Raw genomic sequence first — 24454 nt, 5'->3', positions numbered from 1 at the left:
TTTTAATATCAACCAGTTAGTGTAATGTCGAAATTGAGAATATACGCCACAATCGTTACCCTTCATTGAAAAACTAGTCGTAATATCATTAACCTAATGTCCAAATTAAGCTAACCTTATACGTAGATTAAAAATTTTATAAATTTCTTAGAGACGTATATGAATACTAAGGTCACTCCCTGTTTTTATTTGATGGATAATGTTATCCAGAACTACGCATGGGGAAGCGTAGATTCTATCGCTCGTTTGTTCGATCAACCAAACCCAAAGAATGAGCCTCAAGCGGAAATCTGGATGGGTGCGCACCCCGGAGGATGCTCCAAAGTATTTGTTGATGAAGGCAAGCAATTGTTAAGCGCACTAATCGCTGAAAATCGGTCTCACTTTCTTTCCTCTGCAAGTGCTGAACGCTTCGATGAGCTCCCTTTTCTATTTAAAGTACTCGCCGCAAATAGTGCGCTATCTATTCAAGTTCACCCAAGTAAAACAGAAGCTGAAATCGGCTATGCTCGCGAGAATGAGCTTGGTATTGAATTTGGAGCAGCAAATCGTAACTATAAAGATCCCAACCATAAACCTGAATTAGTTTATGCATTGACTCAGTATGATGCGCTAAATGGCTTCCGTGAATACGCAGACATTATTGCTAATTTTGATGCAGCCGATCTTACTAGCATTAAGCCGTTGTTCGAAGCATTCAAAAATAACCAAGCCGAAACAGGCCTCAAAGATTTTTTTGTTTCACTATTGTCCCTAAATGGTGAAGACAAAACTCAAGCTATCAGTGAGTTATTAACGTACGCGACAAACAATCGTAACGAACGTTTACCCGCACTTCTACTTGATTTATCTCAGCAATACCCTGGAGATATTGGCTTATTTGCTCCGATGATGCTGCATTACATTACCCTTCAACCTGGGGAAGCAATGTATTTGGATGCGCGTACTCCCCATGCCTATTTAAGAGGCACTGGATTAGAAGTGATGGCAAGTTCAGATAATGTCTTACGTGCTGGTTTAACGCCAAAACACATTGATATTGAAGAGCTGTCAAAATGCACGTCGTTTGCCGCTAAACCTGCGTCTACCTTGCTGGTTGATGCCATCGAAGATCAAGGCGAATTCAATTACCCTATCCCTGTTGATGACTTCCGGTTTTCTATTTATCCAACCGCAAGCCAAACACACATCAAAGTGGCTAGTGCTGAAATTGTTTTTGCCATCGATGATAGCGCAACACTAGAGCACACTAACGGTGAAACAATTACCATTGAGAAAGGTCAATCGGTCTTTATTCCTGCGGCAACTGACAGTTATACATTAACCTCAAAAGCACGAGTGGCAAGAGTGTATAACTAAAGTGACACTCAGTCGCCGGAGTCTTGAATTGTGCTGAACTTATAAGCCAACCAAGTTACTCCGGCAGTACTCGTTTCTCAGTTCTTTTTATTACCTTTCATACCTATTCGAAGAGAGCTCGCTCTCAATATTTCCACCATAAAATTTCTGTATTTCAGTCCATTTTGTATTTTTTTACCAATGCCAAACGATTGCGCGAGCTTTTTAAAGATAAATTCGTTAAAATACGCGCCACAAAATTTTCGAAAAACCCAGTTACTTTAACTCCGTGAATTTGAGGAAAATGGAAGCATGAATGCACGTCCAATTCGTCGCGCTCTTATCAGCGTATCAGACAAAACAGGAATCGTTGAGTTTGCAAAATCACTTGCTGACCGTGGTGTAGATATCCTATCAACTGGCGGTACCGCTAGTTTACTCGCGCAGCAAGGCATCGCTGTTACTGAAGTATCTGACTACACTGGCTTTCCAGAAATGATGGATGGTCGAGTTAAGACTCTTCATCCAAAAGTTCACGGTGGTGTATTAGGTCGTCGCGGCCAAGATGATGCAGTAATGGCTGAACACGACATTAGCCCAATTGATATTGTGGTGGTTAACCTTTATCCATTCGCAGAAACAGTCGCAAAAGAAGGCTGCACGTTAGCGGATGCGGTTGAAAACATCGATATTGGTGGCCCAACCATGGTTCGCTCTGCGGCGAAAAACCATAAAGATGTTGCGATTGTGGTTAATGCAAGTGATTACGACCGTGTTATTGCTGAAATGGACAGTAACGAAAAATCGTTAACACTTGAAACTCGTTTTGATTTAGCGATTGCAGCATTCGAACACACTGCTGCTTACGATGGCATGATTGCAAACTACTTCGGCACTAAAGTTCCTTCTTACGGGGACAACAAAGAAGGTGACGAAGAGAGTAAATTCCCACGCACATTCAATATGCAGTTCGAGAAAAAGCAAGATATGCGCTACGGCGAAAACAGCCACCAAGCGGCTGCTTTTTATGTTGAAGGCAACCCAGAAGAAGCGTCAGTTTCTACGGCAACTCAAATTCAAGGCAAAGCGCTTTCTTACAACAACATCGCAGATACCGATGCCGCGCTAGAGTGTGTTAAAGAGTTTGCTGAGCCGGCATGTGTGATTGTTAAGCACGCAAACCCATGTGGTGTTGCACTTGGGAAAGATATTCTAGAAGCCTACAACCGCGCCTATCAAACCGACCCAACTTCTGCATTTGGTGGCATTATTGCTTTCAACCAAGAGTTAGATGCCGCGACAGCGCAAGCTATTGTTGATCGTCAATTCGTTGAAGTGATTATCGCGCCTAAGATTTCAGCTGAAGCAATTGCTGTTGTTGCTGCGAAGAAAAATGTGCGCCTACTAGAATGTGGTGAATGGTCAGCGAAAACGACTGGTTTTGAAGTTAAACGTGTTAACGGTGGCTTACTGGTTCAAGATCGCGATCAAGGCATGGTTTCACTTGATGACCTTAAAGTGGTTTCAAAACGTCAGCCAACTGAAGAAGAATTAAAAGATGCGCTATTCTGCTGGAAAGTAGCAAAATACGTGAAATCAAATGCGATTGTTTACGCGAAAGGCGATATGACAATCGGTGTTGGTGCAGGCCAAATGAGCCGTGTTTATTCTGCGAAAATTGCGGGCATTAAAGCTGCAGACGAAAACCTAGAAGTTGCAGGTAGCGTCATGGCATCTGATGCCTTCTTCCCATTCCGTGACGGTATTGATGCCGCTGCTGAAGCAGGAATTAAGTGTGTGATTCAACCGGGTGGTTCGATGCGCGATGATGAAGTTGTTGCTGCTGCTGATGAACACGGTATGGCAATGATCTTTACGGGAATGCGCCACTTCCGTCACTAATTTATTCATTATCGAATTCTAGTAAATCGATGAATATTATTTGATAGTCTCTATTCCTACGAATAGAGACTTTTTAGAATCTAATGCAAGACTGTTTTAATAATGGCGATGCGGAAAGGAATTAAAAAATGAATGTATTAATTATTGGTTCAGGTGGGCGTGAGCACGCTCTTGCGTGGAAAGTAGCTCAAAACCCATCTGTCGAGACTATCTTTGTTGCTCCTGGTAACGCAGGTACTGCTCTTGAAGCAAAAGTGAAAAACGTTAATATCGCTGTTGAAGACATTGATGCCCTTAGTGCTTTTGCCAAAGAGAATGTTGAACTGACGATTGTCGGCCCTGAAGCCCCTCTTGTTATTGGCGTGGTTGATGCATTCCAAACTCAAGGTTTAGCGATTTTTGGTCCAACTCAAGGCGCGGCACAGCTGGAAGGTTCAAAAGCGTTCACTAAAGATTTCTTGGCTCGTCATAACATACCAACTGGCTCATATGCGAATTTCACCGAAATTGAGCCAGCACTTGCTTATGTTCGTCAACAAGGCGCGCCAATTGTCGTAAAAGCCGATGGACTTGCGGCAGGTAAAGGCGTTATCGTTGCGATGACGCTAGAAGAAGCCGAAGACGCCATTAAAGATATGCTTGCAGGCAATGCGTTTGGTTCAGCAGGAAGCCGAGTTGTTATCGAGGAGTTCCTTGATGGTGAAGAGGCGAGCTTTATTGTCATGGTCGATGGCAAAAATGTACTGCCGATGGCCACCAGCCAAGATCATAAACGAGTGGGTGATAAAGACACTGGGCCAAATACTGGTGGTATGGGTGCGTATTCGCCAGCCCCAGTCGTGACTCCAGAAATTCACGACCGCATCATGAAAGACGTTATCTACCCAACAGTGGAAGGTATGGCGTCAGAAGGCAATCCATATACAGGCTTCCTATATGCTGGACTAATGATCGATGCTCAAGGTACGCCGAAAGTGATTGAATACAACTGCCGATTTGGTGATCCTGAAACTCAACCTATTATGATGCGTATGCAATCGGATATGGTTGAACTATGCCAAGCAGCATTAGAAGGCAAGCTCGATCAAGTTGAATCTAAATGGGATCCTCGTGCATCAATCGGCATCGTACTTGCTGCTGGTGGCTACCCTGCTGACTACGCGAAAGGCGATATCATTTCAGGTCTCCCAACTCAGGAGATTGAAGGGAAGAAAGTTTTCCATGCTGGAACCGCTGAGAAAGATGGCAATGTTGTAACTAATGGCGGACGTGTTCTATGCGCTACAGCTCTTGGTAACTCGGTTTCAGAAGCTCAACAACAAGCCTATGAACTCGCCAAACAAATTGATTGGAATGGCGTTTTCTACCGCTCTGACATTGGCTACCGTGCAATCGCTCGAGAAAATTCTGAGAAATAGAGTTTAATTCAGATAAGAAAAAACCGAGATAATCAATTATCTCGGTTTTTATGAATATTCTCTGCCTAGAATAACAAATCTATGGTTTGAAAGCCTTCACACAATCATGACCATCATCAGCAAGCATTAATAATTCTTCAATGTATGCTTCACCAATTTTAACCGACCCCATAAATGCAAGATAATTATCGACGTTGGCTAAACGATCGATCACAAAACTCGGTAAGGTTTTATTAAATTCGAGCTTGTCGTATTCCTCGCCAGAGCAGGTTTCAAATTGTTTTCCGTCCCAATACCCCTGAATTAACGCCAACCCTCTTTGAGCTTTTGTTGTTTCAGCAATAGCTTCCGCTTGTTTCAAATACGCCTTTAGTGCATTCGCCTGTAGCGGTTTCACTTTTCTATCGACACGATATTGCTGATAAACAGCTTCGCCCTTCGAGTTAAAACGTAGATTCAAAGAAAACGGTACCAATTTATCATCTACAATCACACTGCCTTCACGTACGATTTCACTCACATTACTCTCGAGCCAACGATAATGAGTTTGATACCATTGGTCATTGGTTGAAGTAACGTAATCAGAACCTTCATAGGGCAATGAAAAGTTTTCGGTATACCAAAAGAAACTCGTCGCATCACCCATACGGCTGCCGCCAGTATACGTACGCAATTGTTTTTCAAGACCATCGCTTGAAGAACAACCAATTAAGACAGTAGAGATGAGTAGTGTTGGCAGAAAATAGATGTGTTTGTTCATAAACAGGAATACGCCAAAATTAAGACAAACTTTGGCGTAGAAACTGGATTAGTTTACTGATTCTTTCAGCGCTTTACCGGCTACAAAAGCAGGTACATTAGCCGCTGAAATTTGAATTTCTTCACCTGTTTTAGGATTGCGGCCAGTACGAGCTGCACGGTGATTTACTTTAAAAGTACCGAAACCGATAAGTTGAACTTGGTCACCTTCTTTAAGAGCGCCTTCGACAGCACCTAGCGTTGCTTCTAACGCTGCTTTGGCTTGTACTTTTGAAAGATCTGCTTTTTCTGCGATAAAATCGATTAACTGAGTCTTGTTCATTAGGTTTCCCTTTAGATATGTTAGTTTTAGAACTTGAACTACTCTAAATCATAAAGCCCCTGAGTTGCAAAGGTTTGTCTCTTTTTATCTGCTTTAATATTTAAAACTTCACCACATTATGAGGCAGATATCACATTTTTATACCACTAACACCAAATAGAACTTAATCAATGAAAAGATCTTACGTGTCAATGAGTTTGGCGAAACCTGAGCCTAAAATAAATCATTAATGAAATAGTCTGTTTTTTTCATAACATTTAGAGCAATTTCTTCCAAAATACACCGTGTGATAATCAATAAAGCTGAGAGTTTCTCTATAATCTCTCAGTCTCATTTTAATATCCTTTGGAAAAATCGACGACAAATTGTGGCATTTGTCCCATTGACCAGCGTTGATAGCTCGTCGCAAATATTTTGATAACATGACGAGGAAAACTCAACGCTGCAATATGTGGTGTAATGGTAATGTTTGGGTGATGCCAAAATGGATGATGGGAATTCAATGGTTCTTGCTCAAATACATCAAGGTACGCGTGTCCCACTTGACCAGAATCTATAGCGGAAATTAATGAATCTTCAGCCAAGTTGGCACCTCTCCCAACATTAAACAGGACAACATTGTCGCACCAACTAAAGAATTCACGATTAAGCATGTGTTTCGTCTCCGGAGTATTAGGCAACGTACTCACCACAATATCTGCACTTTTCAATGCCATTTCTAACTCTGAAAAATGATAAATAGCCGAAAATGTATTGTCCTTAGGCGGAATTCCAGAACGGTTAATACCAATTGCATCAATACCAAACGGAGCAACAACTTTCGCTAAGTGCTTAGCTATCACTCCTGTACCTAAAATCACCATACGCTTACCTTGTAAACTTTGATATGGCATTGGTGACCATTGCTGTTGCGATTGGTGCTCACGATACTGCTGAAAATGACGATAGTGCTGAATCAAATATCCAATAACATACTCTGCAATTAATGGCCCAAAGACTCCTTTAACATTTGTTAACGTATAATCTTGCCTTAATTCAGGCAGCATCAATTTATCAACACCAGCATAAGTGGACTGTAACCATTCTAGTTTATCAAATTTATCTAGGTGCAATGCAGCCAACGGGGGATCTGCAATCACAACCGTTGCTTCATTCATAATGTCGGTTTGCTCCAACCCCGGTAAATCATATTGCTTAAGTTCAGTTTGATACTCTTCATTGGCATCTGTCAGTAAGTAGAACTTATCTTTGATTCCTTTCATGCTCTCTCCTTTTCCATTAAATCACTCAACACATTCTCTTGATGAGAGTGGCAAACTCACCTTGAGGTAGTCAGGGGTAATAAAGTACACTGCGCAAGTCCTTAGACTTCATGATAATGAGCCCATGTTAAGAAACCCAATCCAAATTCGCCTTGAGAAATTAGAACCTTGGCAACAGATTACCTTTATGGCGTGTCTATGTGAACGCATGTATCCAAATTACGTTCTGTTTTGTCAACAAACTCACTATGCCGAAGCTAGAATTTATCGAAATATCCTTGATGCCGTTTGGGAGATTCTGACTGTAAAAACCGCAAAGATTAACTTTGAGAAACAGTTAGAGAAACTTGAAACTTTAATCCCTAGCCCTGAGGAAACTGATATTTTCCTTGTCTACCCAGCTATTGATTCTTGCGAAGCTTTATCAACATTGCTTCACTCCCTACTCGACAGAGACTTACTCATAGAATCGGTCCAAAAGGTTAGCCAAATTTCTGCTCGTACCGTTGCCCAAGTCGAAGAAGCGCGCGAAGGAATCGAAATCTCTGATAACAATCAAAAAGATAATGAAGCGGTGTGTGAAGAGTGGGACATTCAATGGGCCATTTACCGTCCATTGAAAGACGCTGAAGTTCGCGATGTCGACCTAATGAAAGACCTTCGCGATGAACTGAAAGATACCGCAGCAAGCAACATCGGTATTGAACTCTAATTGAATCTGTAAACTACCGAGCAGTTGAAGCTATCAATGGATTTTAGTGTCATAACGAATCCATTGATATACAAAAGTATAACGGTAACCTTTAGAAAAGGTCATCATGATTAGACTTTAAATCATATAACTATCAAACACTTCCTGACAATTTACGATCTCCCCCAAACAAATTAGCTTTTGTCGATAAAGAATACCTTAGTTAGTTAAAGTATAAGTTGTAATCATTGATACTTTAGAGTTACGTTATTGATGCGCTATGATTCTTATTTAGGCATAGCCTTAAATCAATTTGGTCGCACAGTTTATGAATGAGATATGCAGTTGAATCACTCTTACTTAGTCCTTGTCCTTTTTCTCGCCACTATCGTGGGACTTGTTCGCTTTCAAGCATACCCTGAACGTGTGTTTGGTGGATTGCTTCTCATATTATTGCTCCTTGGCATCACCACAAGCGATCAACTCATCTCTGCCTTTTCAAACCAAGGATTGCTCACTCTTATTCTATTAATGGTATGCTCGCTTGCACTTGAGAAAACCAAACTTCTTCGTATCCTCGCCAGAGCTATAATTCGCCCTAGCTATCTATCCACATGGTTGCGCCTATTTAGTTTCACCGCCCTTGCCTCTTCAGTACTCAATAATACCGCTGTCGTTTCCACCATGCTCGCACCACTGAGAAACAACAGTCATCACCCAGCAAGCAAACTGCTATTGCCGTTGTCCTATGCGGCTATTTTTGGCGGTACATTAACGTTAGTAGGAACCTCCACCAATTTAATCGTAAATAGTATGGTAATAGATGCTGGGTTACCTGCATTTGGTTTTTTCGACTTTACGTTAGTGGGTTCTGTCGTTGTCATTGTATGTGGATTCACACTATTTCTACTGTCACATTTACTACCAGATCATCAACTAGAGCAAATAACGGCTTCTGATTATTTCGTCGACTTTAAAGTTCAACCCAACTCATCTTTAATTGATAAAACCATCGAAGCAAACGGGTTAAGGAATTTGGAATCTCTGTTTCTCGTCGAAATTCTTCGAGATGGCCGCTTAATTACTCCTGTCGCACCTCACGAAATTATTGAATCAAATGATCGGCTGATTTTTAGTGGCGATATAAAAAAAGTCACTCTCCTCAATCAATTTGATGGTTTGGTCTCCTTTGCGAGTAAAAATGGGTTACCGCTTTCAAACTTAAGCGAAGTTATTATCCGTCCCAACAGCATTCTTATTGGCAGAACCCTAAAACGGGCTGGATTTCGAGCACTATTTGATGCCGCGGTCGTAGGAATTCGTCGCGATGGAGAAACGTTATCAGGTAAATTAGGTGATGTTACGCTACGAGTAGGTGACTATCTAACACTAGCTGTGGGTGATGACTTTAAAAGTCGCCGTAATATACACAAGAACTTTTACTTAGTGTCCGATATAGAAACAGAGCAATTACTCAGTGGATACAAAGAAAAGCTCTCAGTATTTGGGTTTATCGGAGCCATAGTCTTAGCAGCTATCGGCATCGTTCCTCTATTTAAAAGCTTAGTTATTTTTCTTGGTCTACTGTTAATAAGTGGGAGCCTTTCAGCCAATGAGATAATGCAGCGCTTACCGAGATCCATTTGGTTAATCATCGGATCGGCACTATTGCTATCAAAAGCACTGCAAAGCTCGGGGGCATTATTGCCTCTAACAGACTGGATAATATTGCATCAAAGCCATTTCTCTCCACTGATGGCTCTAATTATCGTCTACATTATTACTTGGTTGTTAACTGAACTCATCACCAATAATGCAGCAGCGGCACTCGTGTTCCCTATTGCTCTTGAACTAGCACATAGTCTACAGCTTGAACCTCCAATTTTGCTATTAGTTGTCGCATTTGGAGCAAGTGCCAGCTTTATTAGCCCTTATGGTTACCAGACTAATTTAATGGTTTACAGTGCGGGTCACTACCGCCTACAAGATTTTATACGGATAGGGCTTCCGATCAGCCTTATTTATGGCACGGTCGTGCTTACTATGCTTAATTATATGTACTTATAATTTTAAGTTCTTATGGGTCTATTTACTTATAACGCAACAATATTAAAATAACCCTATAGCCGAACATCAACTAGGAAGCTAAGAATGACACTTTCTCCTGCGCGTATGACGCACTTAAAACAACTAGAAGCCGAATCAATCCACATTATGCGTGAAGTGGCGGCTGAATTTGATAACCCAGTGATGCTTTATTCGGTGGGTAAAGACTCCTCGGTAATGCTTCATCTTGCAAAAAAGGCGTTCGCACCCGGCATCCCTCCATTTCCATTAATGCATGTTGATACGACATGGAAATTTAAAGAAATGATTCAATTCCGCGACTATATGGCGGAAAAATTAGGGATGAAATTAATCGTTCACCAAAACCCAGAAGGGTTAGCGATGAACATTAGTCCTTTTGTTCATGGCAGCTCACAGCACACAGACATCATGAAAACCCAAGGCCTAAAGCAAGCGTTGGATAAGCATGGTTTTGATGCTGCATTTGGTGGTGCTCGTCGTGATGAAGAAAAATCTCGTGCCAAAGAGCGAGTCTACTCTTTCCGTGATGAACATCATCGCTGGGACCCGAAAAGCCAGCGTCCAGAGCTTTGGAATGTCTATAACGGCAAGGTCAACAAAGGCGAGAGTATTCGTGTCTTCCCACTGTCCAACTGGACGGAGCTTGATATTTGGCAATACATCTACCTAGAGCAAATCGAAATTCCAGGCTTATACCTTTCTGCCCCTCGCCCAGTTGTTGAGCGTGATGGCATGTTGATCATGGTTGATGATGAGCGCATGGAGTTAAAAGAAGGCGAAGTGGTTGAAGAGAAAATGGTTCGTTTCCGCACCTTGGGCTGCTACCCATTAACTGGCGCGGTAGAATCAGAAGCGACAACACTGCCTGAAATCATTCAAGAAATGCTACTGACGACGACCTCTGAGCGTCAGGGCCGCGCCATTGACCATGATAGCTCTGGCTCAATGGAGAAGAAAAAGCGTGAAGGGTACTTCTAATGAGCTCCCCTTATGAACTAAAACAAAATGACAGCGTGAGTGATGATGTCGTGTGGCACAACACCACTGTGACCCATCAAGACCGCGCCGCGCAGAAAAGCCAAACGCCTGTTATTTTGTGGTTTACGGGATTAAGTGGCTCTGGAAAATCCACGGTTGCCAATGCGGTTGAAAGCAAGCTAATGAGCTTGGGTAAGCATAGCTACCTACTTGATGGCGATAATGTCCGTCATGGCCTTAACAAAGACCTAGGTTTTAGTGATGACGACCGTATCGAAAACATTCGCCGTATCGGTGAAGTGGCCAAACTGTTTGTCGACGCAGGAAACATCGTACTCACCGCGTTTATTTCACCTTTTATCGCTGACCGTGAGCAAGTTCGAGCATTGGTTGATGCCGGGCAATTCTTAGAAGTGTTTATTGATACGCCTATCGAAGTGTGTGAAGCCAGAGATCCTAAGGGCTTATACAAAAAAGCTCGCGCCGGTGAAATTAAACATTTCACCGGTATTGATTCGGAATATCAAGCTCCCGTTACGCCAGAAATCCACATAAAAACGGCTGAGCTTTCAATAGAAGCCTGTGCAGAGCAGGTGGTTGCGAAGCTTGATGAGTTGGGTTATCTGAAGGGGCAGGACTAATGCATTACGATGTGTTCAATGGCGATGCCGATGGCATTATTGCACTACTGCAATTGCGCCTTGCCGAGCCCAAAAAGAGCCAGCTGATTACTGGGGTGAAACGCGATATAAAACTCCTCAATCAAGTTGTTGATGCTGGCGATGCAACATCGGTGACCACCCTCGATATTTCGATGGAGAAGAACCTGACGCCGCTTCAAACGCTGCTTGATGCCAATGTCCCTGTGTTTTATTGCGACCACCACCGAACCGGTGATGTGCCAGAGTCAGACAATTTGGAAACCTTGATTAATCTTGATGCGGAAGTTTGTACATCCTTGCTAATCAATCAGAAGTTGCAAGGCCAATATGTCAACTGGGCGTTAGCGGCTGCATTTGGCGATAACCTCAATGCGCGTGCTCAAGCCATCGCAGAAACTCAAGGGCTTAGTCAATCTGATATCGATTTTCTTTGCGAGCTAGGAACACTCATTAACTACAACGGTTACGGTGCCAGCGAAGATGACTTGCATATCGCACCGACGGATTTGTTTACTCACCTGCTGAGCTATCCAGATCCATTTATGCTGCGTGACGACAACCAGTCTCCGTTTTACACCTTACAAAAAGGGTATGCGCAAGATTATCAAAACGTAGCATCCTTAACACCGGTAAGTGAAGACAGCAGTTGTAAAGTGTTTGAGTTGCCTTGTGAAGCCTGGGCAAGACGAATTAGTGGTGTGTTTGGCAATGAACTGGCCAACCAGTCACCCGATTTAGCTCACGCTGTATTGACCCTAAACCAAAACCAAGCCGATTACACCGTGAGCGTACGAGCGCCACTGAACAACCGTATTGGTGCTGATGAGGTCTGTACTCAATTTGACACCGGTGGCGGACGTAAAGCCGCAGCTGGAATTAATGCATTACCACTTAATGATAAAGCACGCTTTATCGCGGTATTAAGCCAATATTATCGACTGTCAGAGTCAGTTTAATATTACGACTCTGACTTCAATCGAATAAAAAGAAAGGAACTAAGATGTCACACTCATCAGAATTGATTGCTCAAGATATCGAAGCCTATTTAAAGGTTCATGAAAATAAAGATTTACTTCGTTTTCTTACCTGCGGAAACGTAGATGATGGAAAGTCGACCCTCATTGGGCGCTTGCTCTTTGACAGTAAGTTAATTTACGAAGACCAAATGGCCGCGATTGAAAAAGATTCGCAAAAATTCAATACCACTGACCAGGACTTCGATTTAGCCCTACTGGTTGATGGTCTTCAATCTGAGCGTGAGCAAGGCATCACCATCGATGTGGCTTACCGCTATTTTTCAACCGACAAGCGCAAGTTTATCATTGCCGATACCCCTGGACATGAGCAGTACACTCGCAACATGGCAACGGGCGCTTCAACGTGCTCTCTAGCAATTGTGATGGTTGATGCGCGCTATGGCATTCAAACCCAAACTCGTCGCCACAGCTATATCTGTAGCTTACTCGGCATTAAGCACGTTATCGTTGCCATCAATAAAATGGACTTGATGGATTTCAGCCAAGATGTGTATCAGAAAATTAAAGCTGACTACCGTGAAATGGCGAAAATGCTCAATATTGATGACATTCGCTTTGTACCGATTTCCGCACTTCTGGGTGACAATGTCGTCACACCAAGTGAGAACATGGATTGGTACCCTGGTGCGACATTAATGAAGCTCCTGGAAACCGTAAAAGTAGATCAAGACAAAGACCTGGAAAAAATGCGTTTCCCTGTTCAGTACGTTAACCGTCCAAACCTCAATTTCAGAGGGTTCTGCGGCACCTTAGCCTCTGGCATTGTTGAAGTCGGCGATGACATCACAGTACTGCCATCAGGAAAGCAATCGCGAGTTAAGTCAATTTATACCTACGATGGTGAGTTGCCTCAAGCTCAACCTGGGCAAGCGGTAACATTAACGTTAGAAGATGAAATTGATGTCTCTCGTGGTGATATGTTGGTTCATACTGGCCATGAGTCAGTGGTAACGAAGAAGTTTGATGCTCATGTTGTTTGGATGAGTGAAAACCCATTACGCACTCATAAAGAATATCTGTTCAAGTTTGCGACTAAATCCTGCACGGGTAAGGTGTCAGCTATCCCTTATAAAGTGGATGTGAATACGCTTGAGCAGCATGCAGAGAATAGTGAGCAGTTAGAGCTCAATGAAATCGGTCTGTCGAGCGTTAGTCTTACTGACTCCGTCGCCCTCGACCAATATCAAGCACTGCCGCAAACTGGCGCGTTTATTATCATCGACCGTCACACCAACGTTACCGTTGGCGCAGGTATGATTGAGCATATTGGTCAATCTGGTGAAGAGCCTGCTCGTATCTACTCGCAGTCTGAAAAAGACCTCAATGCTTATGTTCGCAAACACTTCCCTGAATGGGGCTGTAGCGAAATATAAGCCGCCCAGCTAAATAGTAGAGCAATATCAAAAGCCGAGTTAAGTTGTTAACTCGGCTTTATTTTACCCTATCACCAGCGCCTTTTCCGGTCGCCGTCTGAATAATATATGTAAAATAGTGTCTTAACGAATAACTCTGAATCATTTTCTGGTCCCACTCAGCAAGTAATTCCGGTGTCGACATATCAATTTCATTGACTTGAGCAAGCCCAGTAATCCCCGGAAGGACATTAAATACTCCGCGCTTTTCACGCTCTTCAATCAACTCTTCTTGATTAAATAAACATGGACGAGGGCCAACAATACTCATTTCGCCCTTTAGAACATTAATCAACTGAGGTAACTCGTCTAACTTGGTTTTTCTCAAAAACTGGCCGAGCTTAGTCACGGAATTAGCACCAACTAAATGCGTCGCAACCGATTGAGTTGCAATTGGCATGGTGCGAAATTTTATTAACGTGAACGGCTGCTGCTTTCTACCTACCCTTACTTGAGTAAATACAGGCGCTCTCGTATCAAACCAGCCAACCACTAAAATCACGATCATTACAGGCCAAAGCAACAGCAATCCACACAGTGCAAACAAAAAATCTAGTACTCTAATCACGCTTTTCTCCTGATATATGTGCTGCTACTGTTTTCTTTATGCCGTCTTCAAATGAAACAGGCGCGTTCCATTCCAATAACTGTCTTGCTTTAGTAATATCGAGCTGCAGTGAACCTAACAAACGCTGGCTAATCGCTTTCTTTCCAACTAGAGTCAACAGGCTCTCTAACCAACGCTCAGGAACGGGAATTAATCGAGACGGTTTTCCTAGCTCAAAAGTAACTGCCTGCAACAATTGAGTCGTACTAACATCACTTCCATCAGAAATAAGGAATGTTTCTCCCGCAGCTTTGGGATGATGAGAACAACATAGAATAAAATCGATCAAATTATCTAAATACACCAGACTACGTTGATTATTAATGGCACCGAACGGCAACGGCATTCCTTTTTTCAGTCCATTGATCATCGCAGCGAAGTTAGCTTTTACTCCAGGTCCATACACTAATGGGGGGCGAATAATAACCACTTCAAGTCCAGTATCTCGTGCAATATCTCGTAGCCCTAGCTCCGCGTTGTACTTACTAAGACCATAGAGATCTTCAGGACTATGCTCGACCTCTTCAGTAAATGGCTTATCTATTAAAGTAAATTCTCCATTAACTTTAATAGAACTAATAAACACAAAGCGCTTTAAGCCTGCTTGAGCTGCTTGTCGTGCAAGATTAAGAGTACCGTCAACATTAACTCGTTGATATTCAGACTTGGCCTCCTCAACAGTCTCATTCATTTGATGAACTCGAGCAGCACAATGCACGACGCAATCAATATTAAGCCCAGTTAACATCCAGTTGGTATCGGCATCAATTTCACAATGTAAATCAGCTGTATCCGCTGCTCGGCGTTGATGTTGCAACACAAGATGATCATTTTCTTTGGCTATTTCAGCAAGCCGGTTCCCAACAAACCCATTGCAACCTGTAACTAATACTTTCAAAATTACCCTAATATGTGTTAAGTGTTTAAAAAAGAGGAGATTTGTTCGTGATTTAACATTTTACATTTGATTCTATAACAGGTTAACGCGTAGACTGATATAAAGTATCAGTTAAATATATTATAAAATGATACTTAATTAACCAACATAATAAGAATGATGTAGCGATGCGTTCACCAATAAAATTATTACTGTCAGCTAAGCGAAAAAACAAACGGCTAGTTTCCATTTTATACGACATTGTGGCAATCATGACTGCATTGATTGTATCTTATGCATTACGTATTGATGGATTTGATTTTACTTTCGCCTTTCCCGAATACTTAACTTTAGTTGTTACAGTCACTGTTACAATATTGACATTTGTAAAAATGGGCATGTATCGCGCAGTTTTACGCTATATGATGCTTCCGGCCATAGGTAACATATTCACCTCGGTATTTATTTCGACAGCAGTCCTAGCAATTAGCGGGTTTATTTTCCAAGCCTTTCTTCCTCGAAGTGTCCCTTTTATCTACGCTGGGTTAGCCATCTTAGCACTTGGTGGGCCACGTATTTTTATTCGAACAATCTATTACCACACTTATAAGCGAAATAAACCCAATGTATTCATTTATGGTGCTGGTGCGACCGGCAGAGATCTCACTTACTCTTTAGTTCAAGGTGGTGAATATCACCCAGTTATTCTATTAGATGATGACCACACTAAAGTTGGACAAATCATGTTTGGTTCACGAGTTCATCATTCAAGTGAATTCGAAGAACTCAGCAATTTATATCGTCCAGTGAAACTATTACTCGCGATTAACAACATCAGTAAAGGTAAACGTTTAAGGCTATTGGATGAACTTGCTGCTTGGCCAATCGAAATTCAATCCGTCCCTTGTGTTGAAGATATCGCGACAGGTAAAGCAAGTGCAACCGAAATCAAGGATCTTGATATTTCTGACCTACTCGGTCGAGAGGCGGTTGATCCAAATCCTGAGCTACTTAGTAAGTGTGTCTCTAATAAAGGCGTTCTAGTGACTGGTGCAGGCGGTTCAATTGGCTCGGAATTATGCCGTCAAGTTTTATCTCAACAGCCGAAAACTCTGCTTTTATTCGAGCTCAATGAATATAACTTATATAAAATCGACCAAGAGCTTCAAGGTATTAAAAAACGCCAAGGATTAAAAACAAATATTGTCGCAGCGTTAGGATCAGTACAACGAGAAAACCGTGTATACCGCTTAATGAAGGCGCATAACATTGAAACTGTTTACCATGCCGCCGCATATAAGCACGTACCATTAGTCGAAGATAATATTGTAGAAGGTATCCGAAATAATGTCTTTGGTACCCTAGCATGTGCCAATGCCGCCATTGAAGCAGGAGTAAAAGACTTTACCTTAATTTCAACTGACAAAGCGGTGAGACCAACCAATGTCATGGGGGCAAGTAAACGTTTAGCTGAATTAGTCCTTCAAGCTTTATCTGATAAACAAACAGATACGTTATTTAGTATGGTACGTTTCGGGAATGTTTTAGGCTCATCTGGCTCTGTTGTTCCTTTGTTTAAAACTCAAATTCGTCAAGGTGGTCCAGTTACCGTAACCCACCCTGATATTATTCGTTACTTTATGCTTATTCCCGAAGCTTCACAGCTTGTTATTCAAGCAGGTGCGATGAGAAAAAGCGGACAAGTATTTGTACTTGATATGGGAGAGCCAGTAAAAATTTTGGATCTTGCCAAGCGGACAATTAATCTCATGGGTATGAAAGAATACTTCCATGGCCTCAGCGATAGCGGTGATATCGAAATTCAATTTAGTGGCTTAAGACCTGGCGAAAAGCTATATGAAGAGCTTTTAATTGGTGACAATGTTGAAGGGACAAGTCATCAAAAAATCATGACTGCAACTGAAGAAAAACTCACTTGGCAAGAAATGGAGATCCTTTTAGGCAAACTCGATATTTGTTGTCATGAGTTTGATGTGGAGTGTATCAAACAGATTCTCCTAGAAACACCAACAGGCTATAGAGTTACGCAAGTAGAGCGACATGATAGACGACGTGTTGCAAGGGAGGAAGAATAGTGAACTAAGTAAATTATTAGCAATAATAATGGTTCTCAGGAAACTATATTTTATATCCTTCCTAAAAACCAAAATCATATTTTATTTAGATATTGATTAAGCATCACTCAACGAACAAATAGCTAACAAGCTAATAGCATTAGCTGAGTCATAAACCTCTTTTAAGTTCATATTATCACGAACTAATTCAAAATTTTCTTGATGAAATCGTATATTTTCATTCCAAATCTTATTTTTCTTATAATAATTTTCATAAAAATCATTATTATTTCCTCCATAATACTTCATTTCATTTATTTTAAACCCAGAAGATTGTAAAACATTTAAGATTTGTTCTTTGCTATACCCATCTCTAACATGGCCAACATAATCGTTAAATTCATCGCCAAAAATATTTGAATAGTTATTATTAGGAACGCTAATAATTAGTTTGGATTCATCTGACATCATTTTTGCTATATTAGATAAGCATAAAACATGATCTTCAATATGTTCTAATACATCGAGTAATAATATTTGGTCATATTTTTTCGCACCATCATTACTATCTAGGATATCACCTTCCACAACTGAATAATTACTCGATATATTATTCATTTCAATTAATCTATTGGCGCGTCTACAATCATCCTCACCATAGACTAAAAGATCTACCTGCATATTAGATTTTGAAATTAAGTAGTCACTAAACATTGGTGCTCCACCGGCACCAATATCTAGTGTAGTGATATTATCATCTATATTAATATGAGGAAATATATGGATAAAGCGTTCATGTGAATGTGGCTCTGGACAGTTTAGATAAAACACATCATCTAAATCGAATTTCTCATTATACTTTTCTACAAAATTAGGGGTTGGTAGGCAATTTGGTAAAGAGAAGTATTTATATTTAAAAAATTTTATATTATTAATTCGAAACTGACCCTTTTTTAAAAAATTAAAATCAACACATAACGTATGATATGATTCATTATCTATAGACAATCTAACCCTATTAACTCCTGGATAAAGCACTATGTCATGAATATCGCATGATGGATCATTAGTAGTCACCCGAAATCTACATATAGCATCTTTCAGCTCTATATCTAAAAATACATATATTTTTCCATAGTAATTCTCTATAATTAGTTCAGGACTATTTGTATGAATAATTTGATTTTCAAGAACATCGTCAAAATCAAAAAAATTCATTCTATTACTAGGATAGGAAATTAATTTTGATATATCTAAATCGATCACCTCTTTTTGGAATTGATTAAAAATAAACTCTCTGATTCGCATAATATTTCCTATATGTTATGGGATGTATTTTTCATTAAGATAAAAATTATCAGACATGCCATCCGATAACGCATCTCTAATTATAGAAATTCCGCTTAAATTCCACGTAAATAAGCAATATATGATAATTAGTAAAGCTAATAAATATGGGCGATTGCGAACATACCAGTTATTACCAAATTTTTTATGAATATGGAAAAAATTACGGTATACAAAATAGCTTTTCCAATCTGTAGGTTTATAGTTTGGTTCAGCTGGCCGCAAACGAATCATTTTTGCTTCTGGAATACATTTTATATCGAATCCTTTCCTTAAAGCACTCAAAGAGAAATCTAAATCATCACTAAAAATAAAATATTGCTTATCTGGAATACCAATACTTTCAAATACCTCTCTAGGGATTAAAGGCCCTTCGAATGGTATATTTTCGATATCAAATGGATTCTGTGCTTGAGCCCAGTCGGTATCCATGACTGAGTTTCGTTTGTGATTTAAAATAAATACAGAATCTAAGTCAATTAATGTAGATGATGCTTCAGCATTAGTTCCATCAAGAGCATAGCGCATAGGTTGTAAAATGGTTTTTTCATCAATATAAGGCGTTAATTTACTTAAGCAATTCGGGGAAAACTTGACATCATCATCAGACAACCACAAATGAGTAAAATTTTTTAAGGATGCAAGTGCTTTTTCACACCCAATGGCAAAACCACCAGCGCCACCAAGATTTGCCTTTGTATTGAAATAATATACTTCGTCTGTAATAACTGAAGAAAAATTATCAACAACCTCTTTAGTATTGTCTGAACTGTTATTATCAATGATAAAATACGTTAAAGAGCCTTGTTCCTTGAGCGAGTAAAGGTTGTCTTTAAGCATCTCACAACGATTAAACGTTACCAGAACTACCGCAATATTTAATTTAGTCACAGAAAACCTATTAATAGTTAGAGCCAGAAATAATAATAAGACTCTATAGTATTTAAATAACTTCAACGAAAAATGCAGGAACTGCTTTAGATTGTTCTAACAACCCTGATGCCTCACGAGCAAGGTCGAGTGCTTCCCTGATAGTTACATCCATATCCAAATACCGGTACGTCCCTAAACGCCCAACAAAGGTTACCTTGGATTGTTGCTTCGCGAGCTCAACATAACTTGCTAACTTTTCAACACCTTCACCTCCAGCAAAACGAATTGGATAATAAGGAGTATCTTGTGGCTTTGCTAAACGGCTATATTCTTTATAAATCACTGTACGATCATGAGATTCCCAAGGAGAAAAATATTTGTGCTCAGTTATTCGAGTGAAAGGTACTTCTACATCACCATAATTCATAACAGCTGTACCTTGATAATCACCTTCATGAATTTCTGATTCAAAATCCAAAGTTCGGTATTCTAGACGACCATACTGGTAATCAAAATAAGCATCTATTGGACCAGAGTAAAACACATGATCAAACAGCTCTTCCATTGATTTCTCAAACCGGCTCGACAACCTCACTTCGATATTTTGATGGTCCAAGATTTTTTCCACTATTTCTGTATAACCGTTGGTTGGCATTCCTTGATATTTATGATTGAAGTAATTGTCATCATAGTTAAAACGCACAGGTAATCGCTTTAAGATACTTGAAGGGAGAGTGGATGGGTGTACTCCCCATTGTTTTTGAGTATAACCTTTGAAAAAAGCCTCATAAAAGTCTTTACCTACAAAACGCATCGCTTGCTCTTCAAATGTTTGTGGTTCAACAATAGAAGTATCTGCGATAGATTCAATAAATTCTTTAGCTTCTTTTGGGCTCAAGGTTTTCCCGAAATATTGATTGATTGTATGTAGATTTATGGGCAAGGAATAAACTGCGTTTTTTGATGTTGTTTTTACACGGTTTACATAGGTTTTAAACTCAACCCATTTGTTCACGTAATCCCATACTTCTTCATCATCAGTATGAAATATATGCGGGCCATATGTGTGAACCATAACATTCGTGCTTATATCTCGCTCTGAATAACAGTTACCAGCTACGTGCTCTCTGTCTTCAAAAATAACAATCTTATGCCCTTTTTCCGCAAGCTCTCTAGCTATAACTGCACATGAGAATCCCGCTCCAACCATTGCTAATTTTTTAATCATTATAGATCCCTTTCCAAAATTCTTCAGAGGTATAAGCATTCAAACCAAGCTTATATTCCTGACGTAGTGATTTAAGCTCTTTTCTCAATTTAATAAGTTGCTTTAAATAAAAAAACAGTTCTTTAAAAAACCTGATTCTATCATACTTAGATATATAACCTTTTTTATACGGAGCGTAGTAATGTAATATTTTACTAGCTCGAAACGTAGCCCTAAGCTCTACACTAGAGTGCTTCGGCTGTAATAATATTTTCTTTCTTAGCATTATCTTCGGTAATAAAAACCCCTGAAGAGTAAAAATACGGACCAACTTCCTAACTCTACTCTCTTCACAAATAGGGAAGGATAAAATATCTAATTCCTCTAAGGAAATATCAACCATTTTCTCACTATTATAATTCGTATTAATGTATTTCCTTATCTCAGACATATCTATGTTTTTAGACCAAAAATTGACTCCTAAACAAACATGTTGAATAGCCAAAGAAGCACACCGGGCACTATCATAATTAAATCCAAATAGAGCCCCAAAGAAAAACCTTCCTGTGTTCTTTACTATGTCGATATAGGAAAGTCCTTCAACAGCAATATTCTGAACCAACGTATGACGAGTGTCCAAATACCTAGTCATTGGGTTACTCTTTAATCCAAAGTCATCTCCAAAGCAGCCTACGCCCATCAATGTTGTAATATTGAATTTATTAAGTAACGAAAACTGAATATCATCTCCCCGGACAAAAAATGGGAATGGAAAATATTTAACACTATTGATAGGAAAAGCAAAAAACCACCACGCTCCATAGTTTGGTGTTGCATTGCATTCAGCGGCTAATATCAGATCACCTTGATTTGACATATTAAAATTGTTAGATAGAGGCTTAGCCATGCCTGAAAAAATAGCACCCTTTTCCACCAAACGACTTGTTTCTAATTCTCTAAATAGCGATCCTGATATAGCTGTATCACTTCCTGAATACATCAAAAACGCAATAGTACGTTTAATTGAATCAATCTCGCATGACGCATCATCATCCATAAATAAGCAATGAGAAAATAACTTATTCTTTTTTAATTCAAGAAGTCCACGAGTGAACCCACCAGATCCACCCAAGTTTTTATTATTAATAATTTTAATTCTTCCATGATATAAATTATCTAAACCAATATTTTTAGAATTATCTATTACATAAAGATTAGTACAAGAACCAAATTCCTCGTCGTCTAAAAGTTCACTTTTTATTCTTCTAATAGCAGGAACTACGTAATCAGACCGATTAAAATGTGTTATTACTATCCCAAGGTTTACTTTATTTAGAGGAGTAACTTTAGTTGAGAGCTCTCCCCCAATGACTTTAACTTCATCTATTGCAGTGATTCTTATATAAAAACAACCACTTTCATCTCCGGATAAATTTATGTCTACCTCTTCTTGACCATCAAAATTATACTCACTCTGAAAAACGACCTTATCATTACCTGTTTTGTCAATATTACATAGCGATAAAATACATCGTCCATAAGCTCTTATTGTATATATAAAATCTCTAACAAGGGTATTATCAAGCCAAGGTTTAACAAAAAAAGCATTATAGTAAGTGTTGAAAGATACTGAATTGCTTTTGCTTATCACAAGGCCATCACTGAAGTAATAGTAGTTTCCGGAACCACTCTCATTGAAGTACAACTCAAAATCAGGCTGAAATTCTATTTTGGGGAATAATAGTGATTGTATCTTCATTAATTATTTCTCTCTTCATATTGTTTAATAACATCTGAGCTATTACCGAAAACTTTTAATCTATGTTCTTCAAACCATGCTACTTTATTACAATGCTTTCTAATATCATCAATATTATGCGATACAATAACAACTGTAATCTTTTTCCTTATGAAATCTTTAATTACATCTAAACATTTTTTTTGAAAGGAAGAATCTCCTACAGCAAGGACTTCATCTATAATTATAATATCTGGTTCAATCTTACTAATTACAGAGAATCCTAACCTGGCCAACATCCCACTTGAGTATATTCTTATTGGCTCGTTTATAAATTCACCTAGTTCACTAAACTCAATAATATCTTCTATTATCAGATCAACCTCGTGTTTTGTTAATCCAAGTAAAATAGCATTTAGATATATATTGTCCCTACCTGTTAGATCTGGATGAAATCCTCCCCCCAACTCCAACATTGCAGCGACCCTCCCATTTACTCTTACTATTCCATTGGATGGTATTATAACTCCAGCCATTAAGCCCAATGATGTACTTTTTCCCGCACCATTCTTTCCTACGATCCCTAGACAGTCACCTTTTTCAACTGAAAATGACACATTTTCTATTGCAGTAAATTTTTTATCCTTTAAAAAGGACTTAATTTTTTGAGGATTAAAAATCAGCCCCTTTAACCCCATACTAATGTGGTGATAAAGTGGGTATGACTTAGTAACATCACAAAATTCGATGGCACAATTACTACGACTCGTTTTCACTATAGTACCTCAGCAAACTTGTACTTTGTTTTATTATAAATCCATGCTCCAAGAAAAATAAAAACCAAACTCCAGCTCAAGGTGTTAATAAAGTATGTAATATTAAAATGACCATCGATAAATACACCTCTCCAATTAAGAATAAGATATGAGAACGGGTTCAAATCTAGAATGATTTTGAACTCACTAGGTATCATACTTTCAGAATATAAAATTGGAGTTGCATAAAAGAGCATAACAATACTTAACTGAACAAACCTTTCAATATCTCTAAAAAAAAGATTGAGAGAAGAAAAAATTAATGAAATCCCTAATAGCATTATAATCTGGACCATTAAAAGTAGCGGAATCCCGTATATCCAATCTATAGTTGGATATATATCATTAAAGTATAAAAGTATAAAAATCACTGGTATAGTTACAATAAAATGCAGACACTCCATCAATATACTTGAAAGTGGCAATGAATACCGAGGGAAATTCATTTTTTTAATCACCTGAGAATTTGCCATATATATATATAAATTATTATTTATTGAGTTATTTATCCATTGCCAAGAAAATAAAGCTGTTAGTAAAAAAGTAGGGTAATTATCAATTGGCACTTTCATTATAACTTTGAAAGCAATAAAGTAAATTAGAGAAAAACAAATAGGGTTAGCGATTGACCAAATATATCCAAAAGCACTATTCTTATATCTTACTTGTGTATCTTTTTTTGTCAAAATTAAAATCAAATCAATATAATACTGAAAATTCATTAAAACCTCTGGATATATTATATACTTAAACCTTTAGTGAATAAATAAAACCACTTTATAAATTAAAAATATTATTAGTATAAATAATTAAGACTAAAAATACCTAAAATGAATAACTGGTCTAGACTAACTTTAGGCTACTAATACAAATAACAATTATGCTAACGCTACCGCCCTTAGGCCCAACTCCTACAACGCAAATAACTAGTAAAACATCCATCTTAACTAGCTTCTGTGTCAAAACATTAACACTTAATTCTATAGTGTTATAACTCTTTCAAGTTTCGTGCCGACTATTTGTGATTTCATCCTCGAGCAGATGAG

21 protein-coding genes are annotated in these 24454 nt (G+C 39.2%); 10 read left to right on the top strand and 11 right to left on the bottom strand.

Features of this window, described 5'->3' with window-relative positions; all coding sequences use genetic code 11:
* Positions 1–159 precede the first annotated feature (159 nt).
* From manA to purD, 3 genes are all read left to right on the top strand, one after another.
* Positions 160–1359 carry a mannose-6-phosphate isomerase, class I gene (gene manA, locus ACWU4D_RS15215; protein WP_456052296.1) on the top strand — a complete coding sequence of 400 codons (1200 nt, stop codon included), beginning with the start codon at positions 160–162 and terminating at the stop codon, positions 1357–1359.
* A 291-nt stretch (positions 1360–1650) separates the two neighbouring features.
* Positions 1651–3240, top strand: coding sequence for a bifunctional phosphoribosylaminoimidazolecarboxamide formyltransferase/IMP cyclohydrolase (purH, locus tag ACWU4D_RS15210; protein ID WP_456052295.1), 1590 nt, complete (start codon positions 1651–1653; stop codon positions 3238–3240).
* 128 nt (positions 3241–3368) lie between these two features.
* Complete coding sequence (gene purD / locus ACWU4D_RS15205; RefSeq protein WP_456052294.1) at positions 3369–4658, top strand: phosphoribosylamine--glycine ligase; 1290 nt, start codon at positions 3369–3371, stop codon at positions 4656–4658.
* Positions 4659–4737: 79 nt separating this feature from the next.
* Here the strand turns inward: purD and ACWU4D_RS15200 are convergent, their stop codons facing one another.
* The 3 genes from ACWU4D_RS15200 to ACWU4D_RS15190 all read right to left on the bottom strand — a co-directional run bounded on the left by ACWU4D_RS15200 (position 4738) and on the right by ACWU4D_RS15190 (position 7001).
* Positions 4738–5418, bottom strand: coding sequence for a DUF1481 domain-containing protein (locus ACWU4D_RS15200; protein WP_456052293.1), 681 nt, complete (start codon positions 5416–5418; stop codon positions 4738–4740).
* A gap of 48 nt (positions 5419–5466) precedes the next feature.
* Positions 5467–5739: an HU family DNA-binding protein gene (locus ACWU4D_RS15195; RefSeq protein ID WP_456052292.1), complete on the bottom strand. Its 273-nt coding sequence runs from the start codon at positions 5737–5739 to the stop codon at positions 5467–5469.
* A 335-nt stretch (positions 5740–6074) separates the two neighbouring features.
* The gene (locus ACWU4D_RS15190; protein ID WP_456052291.1) at positions 6075–7001 is read right to left on the bottom strand and encodes a D-2-hydroxyacid dehydrogenase; all 927 of its coding nucleotides are present in this window, start codon (positions 6999–7001) and stop codon (positions 6075–6077) included.
* Positions 7002–7125: 124 nt separating this feature from the next.
* Between ACWU4D_RS15190 and ACWU4D_RS15185 the strand changes: the two genes are divergently transcribed.
* The 6 genes from ACWU4D_RS15185 (at position 7126) to cysN (ending at position 13830) form a co-directional block, all read left to right on the top strand.
* Positions 7126–7713 carry a YjaG family protein gene (locus ACWU4D_RS15185; RefSeq protein WP_456052290.1) on the top strand — a complete coding sequence of 196 codons (588 nt, stop codon included), beginning with the start codon at positions 7126–7128 and terminating at the stop codon, positions 7711–7713.
* A 318-nt stretch (positions 7714–8031) separates the two neighbouring features.
* Positions 8032–9759, top strand: coding sequence for an SLC13 family permease (locus ACWU4D_RS15180; RefSeq protein ID WP_456052289.1), 1728 nt, complete (start codon positions 8032–8034; stop codon positions 9757–9759).
* An 84-nt stretch (positions 9760–9843) separates the two neighbouring features.
* Positions 9844–10758: a sulfate adenylyltransferase subunit CysD gene (cysD, locus tag ACWU4D_RS15175; protein WP_456052288.1), complete on the top strand. Its 915-nt coding sequence runs from the start codon at positions 9844–9846 to the stop codon at positions 10756–10758.
* A complete protein-coding gene (cysC, locus tag ACWU4D_RS15170) occupies positions 10758–11399 on the top strand; it encodes an adenylyl-sulfate kinase (protein WP_456052287.1) in 642 nt (213 codons plus the stop codon). The genes cysD and cysC overlap by 1 nt, the downstream gene beginning before the upstream one ends.
* Positions 11399–12376 carry a DHH family phosphoesterase gene (locus ACWU4D_RS15165; RefSeq protein ID WP_456052286.1) on the top strand — a complete coding sequence of 326 codons (978 nt, stop codon included), beginning with the start codon at positions 11399–11401 and terminating at the stop codon, positions 12374–12376. Before cysC ends, ACWU4D_RS15165 begins: the two co-directional genes overlap by 1 nt.
* A gap of 44 nt (positions 12377–12420) precedes the next feature.
* Positions 12421–13830: a sulfate adenylyltransferase subunit CysN gene (cysN, locus tag ACWU4D_RS15160; RefSeq protein ID WP_456052285.1), complete on the top strand. Its 1410-nt coding sequence runs from the start codon at positions 12421–12423 to the stop codon at positions 13828–13830.
* Between the two features lie 58 nt (positions 13831–13888).
* Here the strand turns inward: cysN and ACWU4D_RS15155 are convergent, their stop codons facing one another.
* Both ACWU4D_RS15155 and ACWU4D_RS15150 read right to left on the bottom strand, forming a co-directional pair.
* The gene (locus tag ACWU4D_RS15155) at positions 13889–14437 is read right to left on the bottom strand and encodes a sugar transferase (protein ID WP_456052284.1); all 549 of its coding nucleotides are present in this window, start codon (positions 14435–14437) and stop codon (positions 13889–13891) included.
* Complete coding sequence (locus tag ACWU4D_RS15150) at positions 14430–15374, bottom strand: UDP-glucose 4-epimerase family protein (RefSeq protein ID WP_456052283.1); 945 nt, start codon at positions 15372–15374, stop codon at positions 14430–14432. The genes ACWU4D_RS15155 and ACWU4D_RS15150 overlap by 8 nt, the downstream gene beginning before the upstream one ends.
* A 167-nt stretch (positions 15375–15541) precedes the next feature.
* On the opposite strand from ACWU4D_RS15150, the gene ACWU4D_RS15145 reads away from it, so the two are divergent.
* Positions 15542–17449, top strand: coding sequence for a polysaccharide biosynthesis protein (locus ACWU4D_RS15145; RefSeq protein ID WP_456052282.1), 1908 nt, complete (start codon positions 15542–15544; stop codon positions 17447–17449).
* 96 nt (positions 17450–17545) lie between these two features.
* Here the strand turns inward: ACWU4D_RS15145 and ACWU4D_RS15140 are convergent, their stop codons facing one another.
* Genes ACWU4D_RS15140 through ACWU4D_RS15115 form a run of 6 tightly spaced genes read right to left on the bottom strand, consistent with a single transcriptional unit; the run spans position 17546 to position 24130 of the window.
* Entirely contained in the window at positions 17546–18736 is a 1191-nt protein-coding gene (locus tag ACWU4D_RS15140; protein WP_456052281.1) for a class I SAM-dependent methyltransferase, read from the bottom strand.
* Between the two features lie 15 nt (positions 18737–18751).
* Positions 18752–19666: a glycosyltransferase gene (locus ACWU4D_RS15135; RefSeq protein WP_456052280.1), complete on the bottom strand. Its 915-nt coding sequence runs from the start codon at positions 19664–19666 to the stop codon at positions 18752–18754.
* Between the two features lie 52 nt (positions 19667–19718).
* Entirely contained in the window at positions 19719–20876 is a 1158-nt protein-coding gene (gene glf / locus ACWU4D_RS15130) for a UDP-galactopyranose mutase (RefSeq protein WP_456052279.1), read from the bottom strand.
* The gene (locus tag ACWU4D_RS15125) at positions 20869–22614 is read right to left on the bottom strand and encodes a glycosyltransferase family 2 protein (protein WP_456052278.1); all 1746 of its coding nucleotides are present in this window, start codon (positions 22612–22614) and stop codon (positions 20869–20871) included. Before ACWU4D_RS15125 ends, glf begins: the two co-directional genes overlap by 8 nt.
* On the bottom strand, positions 22614–23369 hold the full coding sequence (locus ACWU4D_RS15120) for an ABC transporter ATP-binding protein (protein WP_456052277.1): 756 nt from the start codon (positions 23367–23369) through the stop codon (positions 22614–22616). Before ACWU4D_RS15120 ends, ACWU4D_RS15125 begins: the two co-directional genes overlap by 1 nt.
* The gene (locus ACWU4D_RS15115) at positions 23369–24130 is read right to left on the bottom strand and encodes an ABC transporter permease (protein WP_456052276.1); all 762 of its coding nucleotides are present in this window, start codon (positions 24128–24130) and stop codon (positions 23369–23371) included. The genes ACWU4D_RS15120 and ACWU4D_RS15115 overlap by 1 nt, the downstream gene beginning before the upstream one ends.
* Between the last annotated feature and the right edge of the window lie 324 nt (positions 24131–24454).

The sequence above is a fragment of the Vibrio phycocola genome (assembly GCF_053850235.1).
This window is presented reverse-complemented; position numbering and strand designations above follow the sequence as displayed.

Coding starts and splice junctions, on each gene's coding strand:
- cysC (WP_456052287.1), top strand. CDS start 10,758: ATGAGCTCCCCTTATGAACTAAAACAAAATGACAGCGTGAGTGATGAT.
- ACWU4D_RS15165 (WP_456052286.1), top strand. CDS start 11,399: ATGCATTACGATGTGTTCAATGGCGATGCCGATGGCATTATTGCACTA.
- ACWU4D_RS15190 (WP_456052291.1), bottom strand. CDS start 7,001: ATGAAAGGAATCAAAGATAAGTTCTACTTACTGACAGATGCCAATGAA.
- ACWU4D_RS15195 (WP_456052292.1), bottom strand. CDS start 5,739: ATGAACAAGACTCAGTTAATCGATTTTATCGCAGAAAAAGCAGATCTT.
- ACWU4D_RS15180 (WP_456052289.1), top strand. CDS start 8,032: ATGCAGTTGAATCACTCTTACTTAGTCCTTGTCCTTTTTCTCGCCACT.
- ACWU4D_RS15185 (WP_456052290.1), top strand. CDS start 7,126: ATGTTAAGAAACCCAATCCAAATTCGCCTTGAGAAATTAGAACCTTGG.
- ACWU4D_RS15200 (WP_456052293.1), bottom strand. CDS start 5,418: ATGAACAAACACATCTATTTTCTGCCAACACTACTCATCTCTACTGTC.
- purD (WP_456052294.1), top strand. CDS start 3,369: ATGAATGTATTAATTATTGGTTCAGGTGGGCGTGAGCACGCTCTTGCG.
- purH (WP_456052295.1), top strand. CDS start 1,651: ATGAATGCACGTCCAATTCGTCGCGCTCTTATCAGCGTATCAGACAAA.
- cysD (WP_456052288.1), top strand. CDS start 9,844: ATGACACTTTCTCCTGCGCGTATGACGCACTTAAAACAACTAGAAGCC.
- cysN (WP_456052285.1), top strand. CDS start 12,421: ATGTCACACTCATCAGAATTGATTGCTCAAGATATCGAAGCCTATTTA.
- ACWU4D_RS15145 (WP_456052282.1), top strand. CDS start 15,542: ATGCGTTCACCAATAAAATTATTACTGTCAGCTAAGCGAAAAAACAAA.
- manA (WP_456052296.1), top strand. CDS start 160: ATGAATACTAAGGTCACTCCCTGTTTTTATTTGATGGATAATGTTATC.
- ACWU4D_RS15140 (WP_456052281.1), bottom strand. CDS start 18,736: ATGCGAATCAGAGAGTTTATTTTTAATCAATTCCAAAAAGAGGTGATC.
- glf (WP_456052279.1), bottom strand. CDS start 20,876: ATGATTAAAAAATTAGCAATGGTTGGAGCGGGATTCTCATGTGCAGTT.
- ACWU4D_RS15115 (WP_456052276.1), bottom strand. CDS start 24,130: ATGAATTTTCAGTATTATATTGATTTGATTTTAATTTTGACAAAAAAA.
- ACWU4D_RS15125 (WP_456052278.1), bottom strand. CDS start 22,614: ATGAAGATACAATCACTATTATTCCCCAAAATAGAATTTCAGCCTGAT.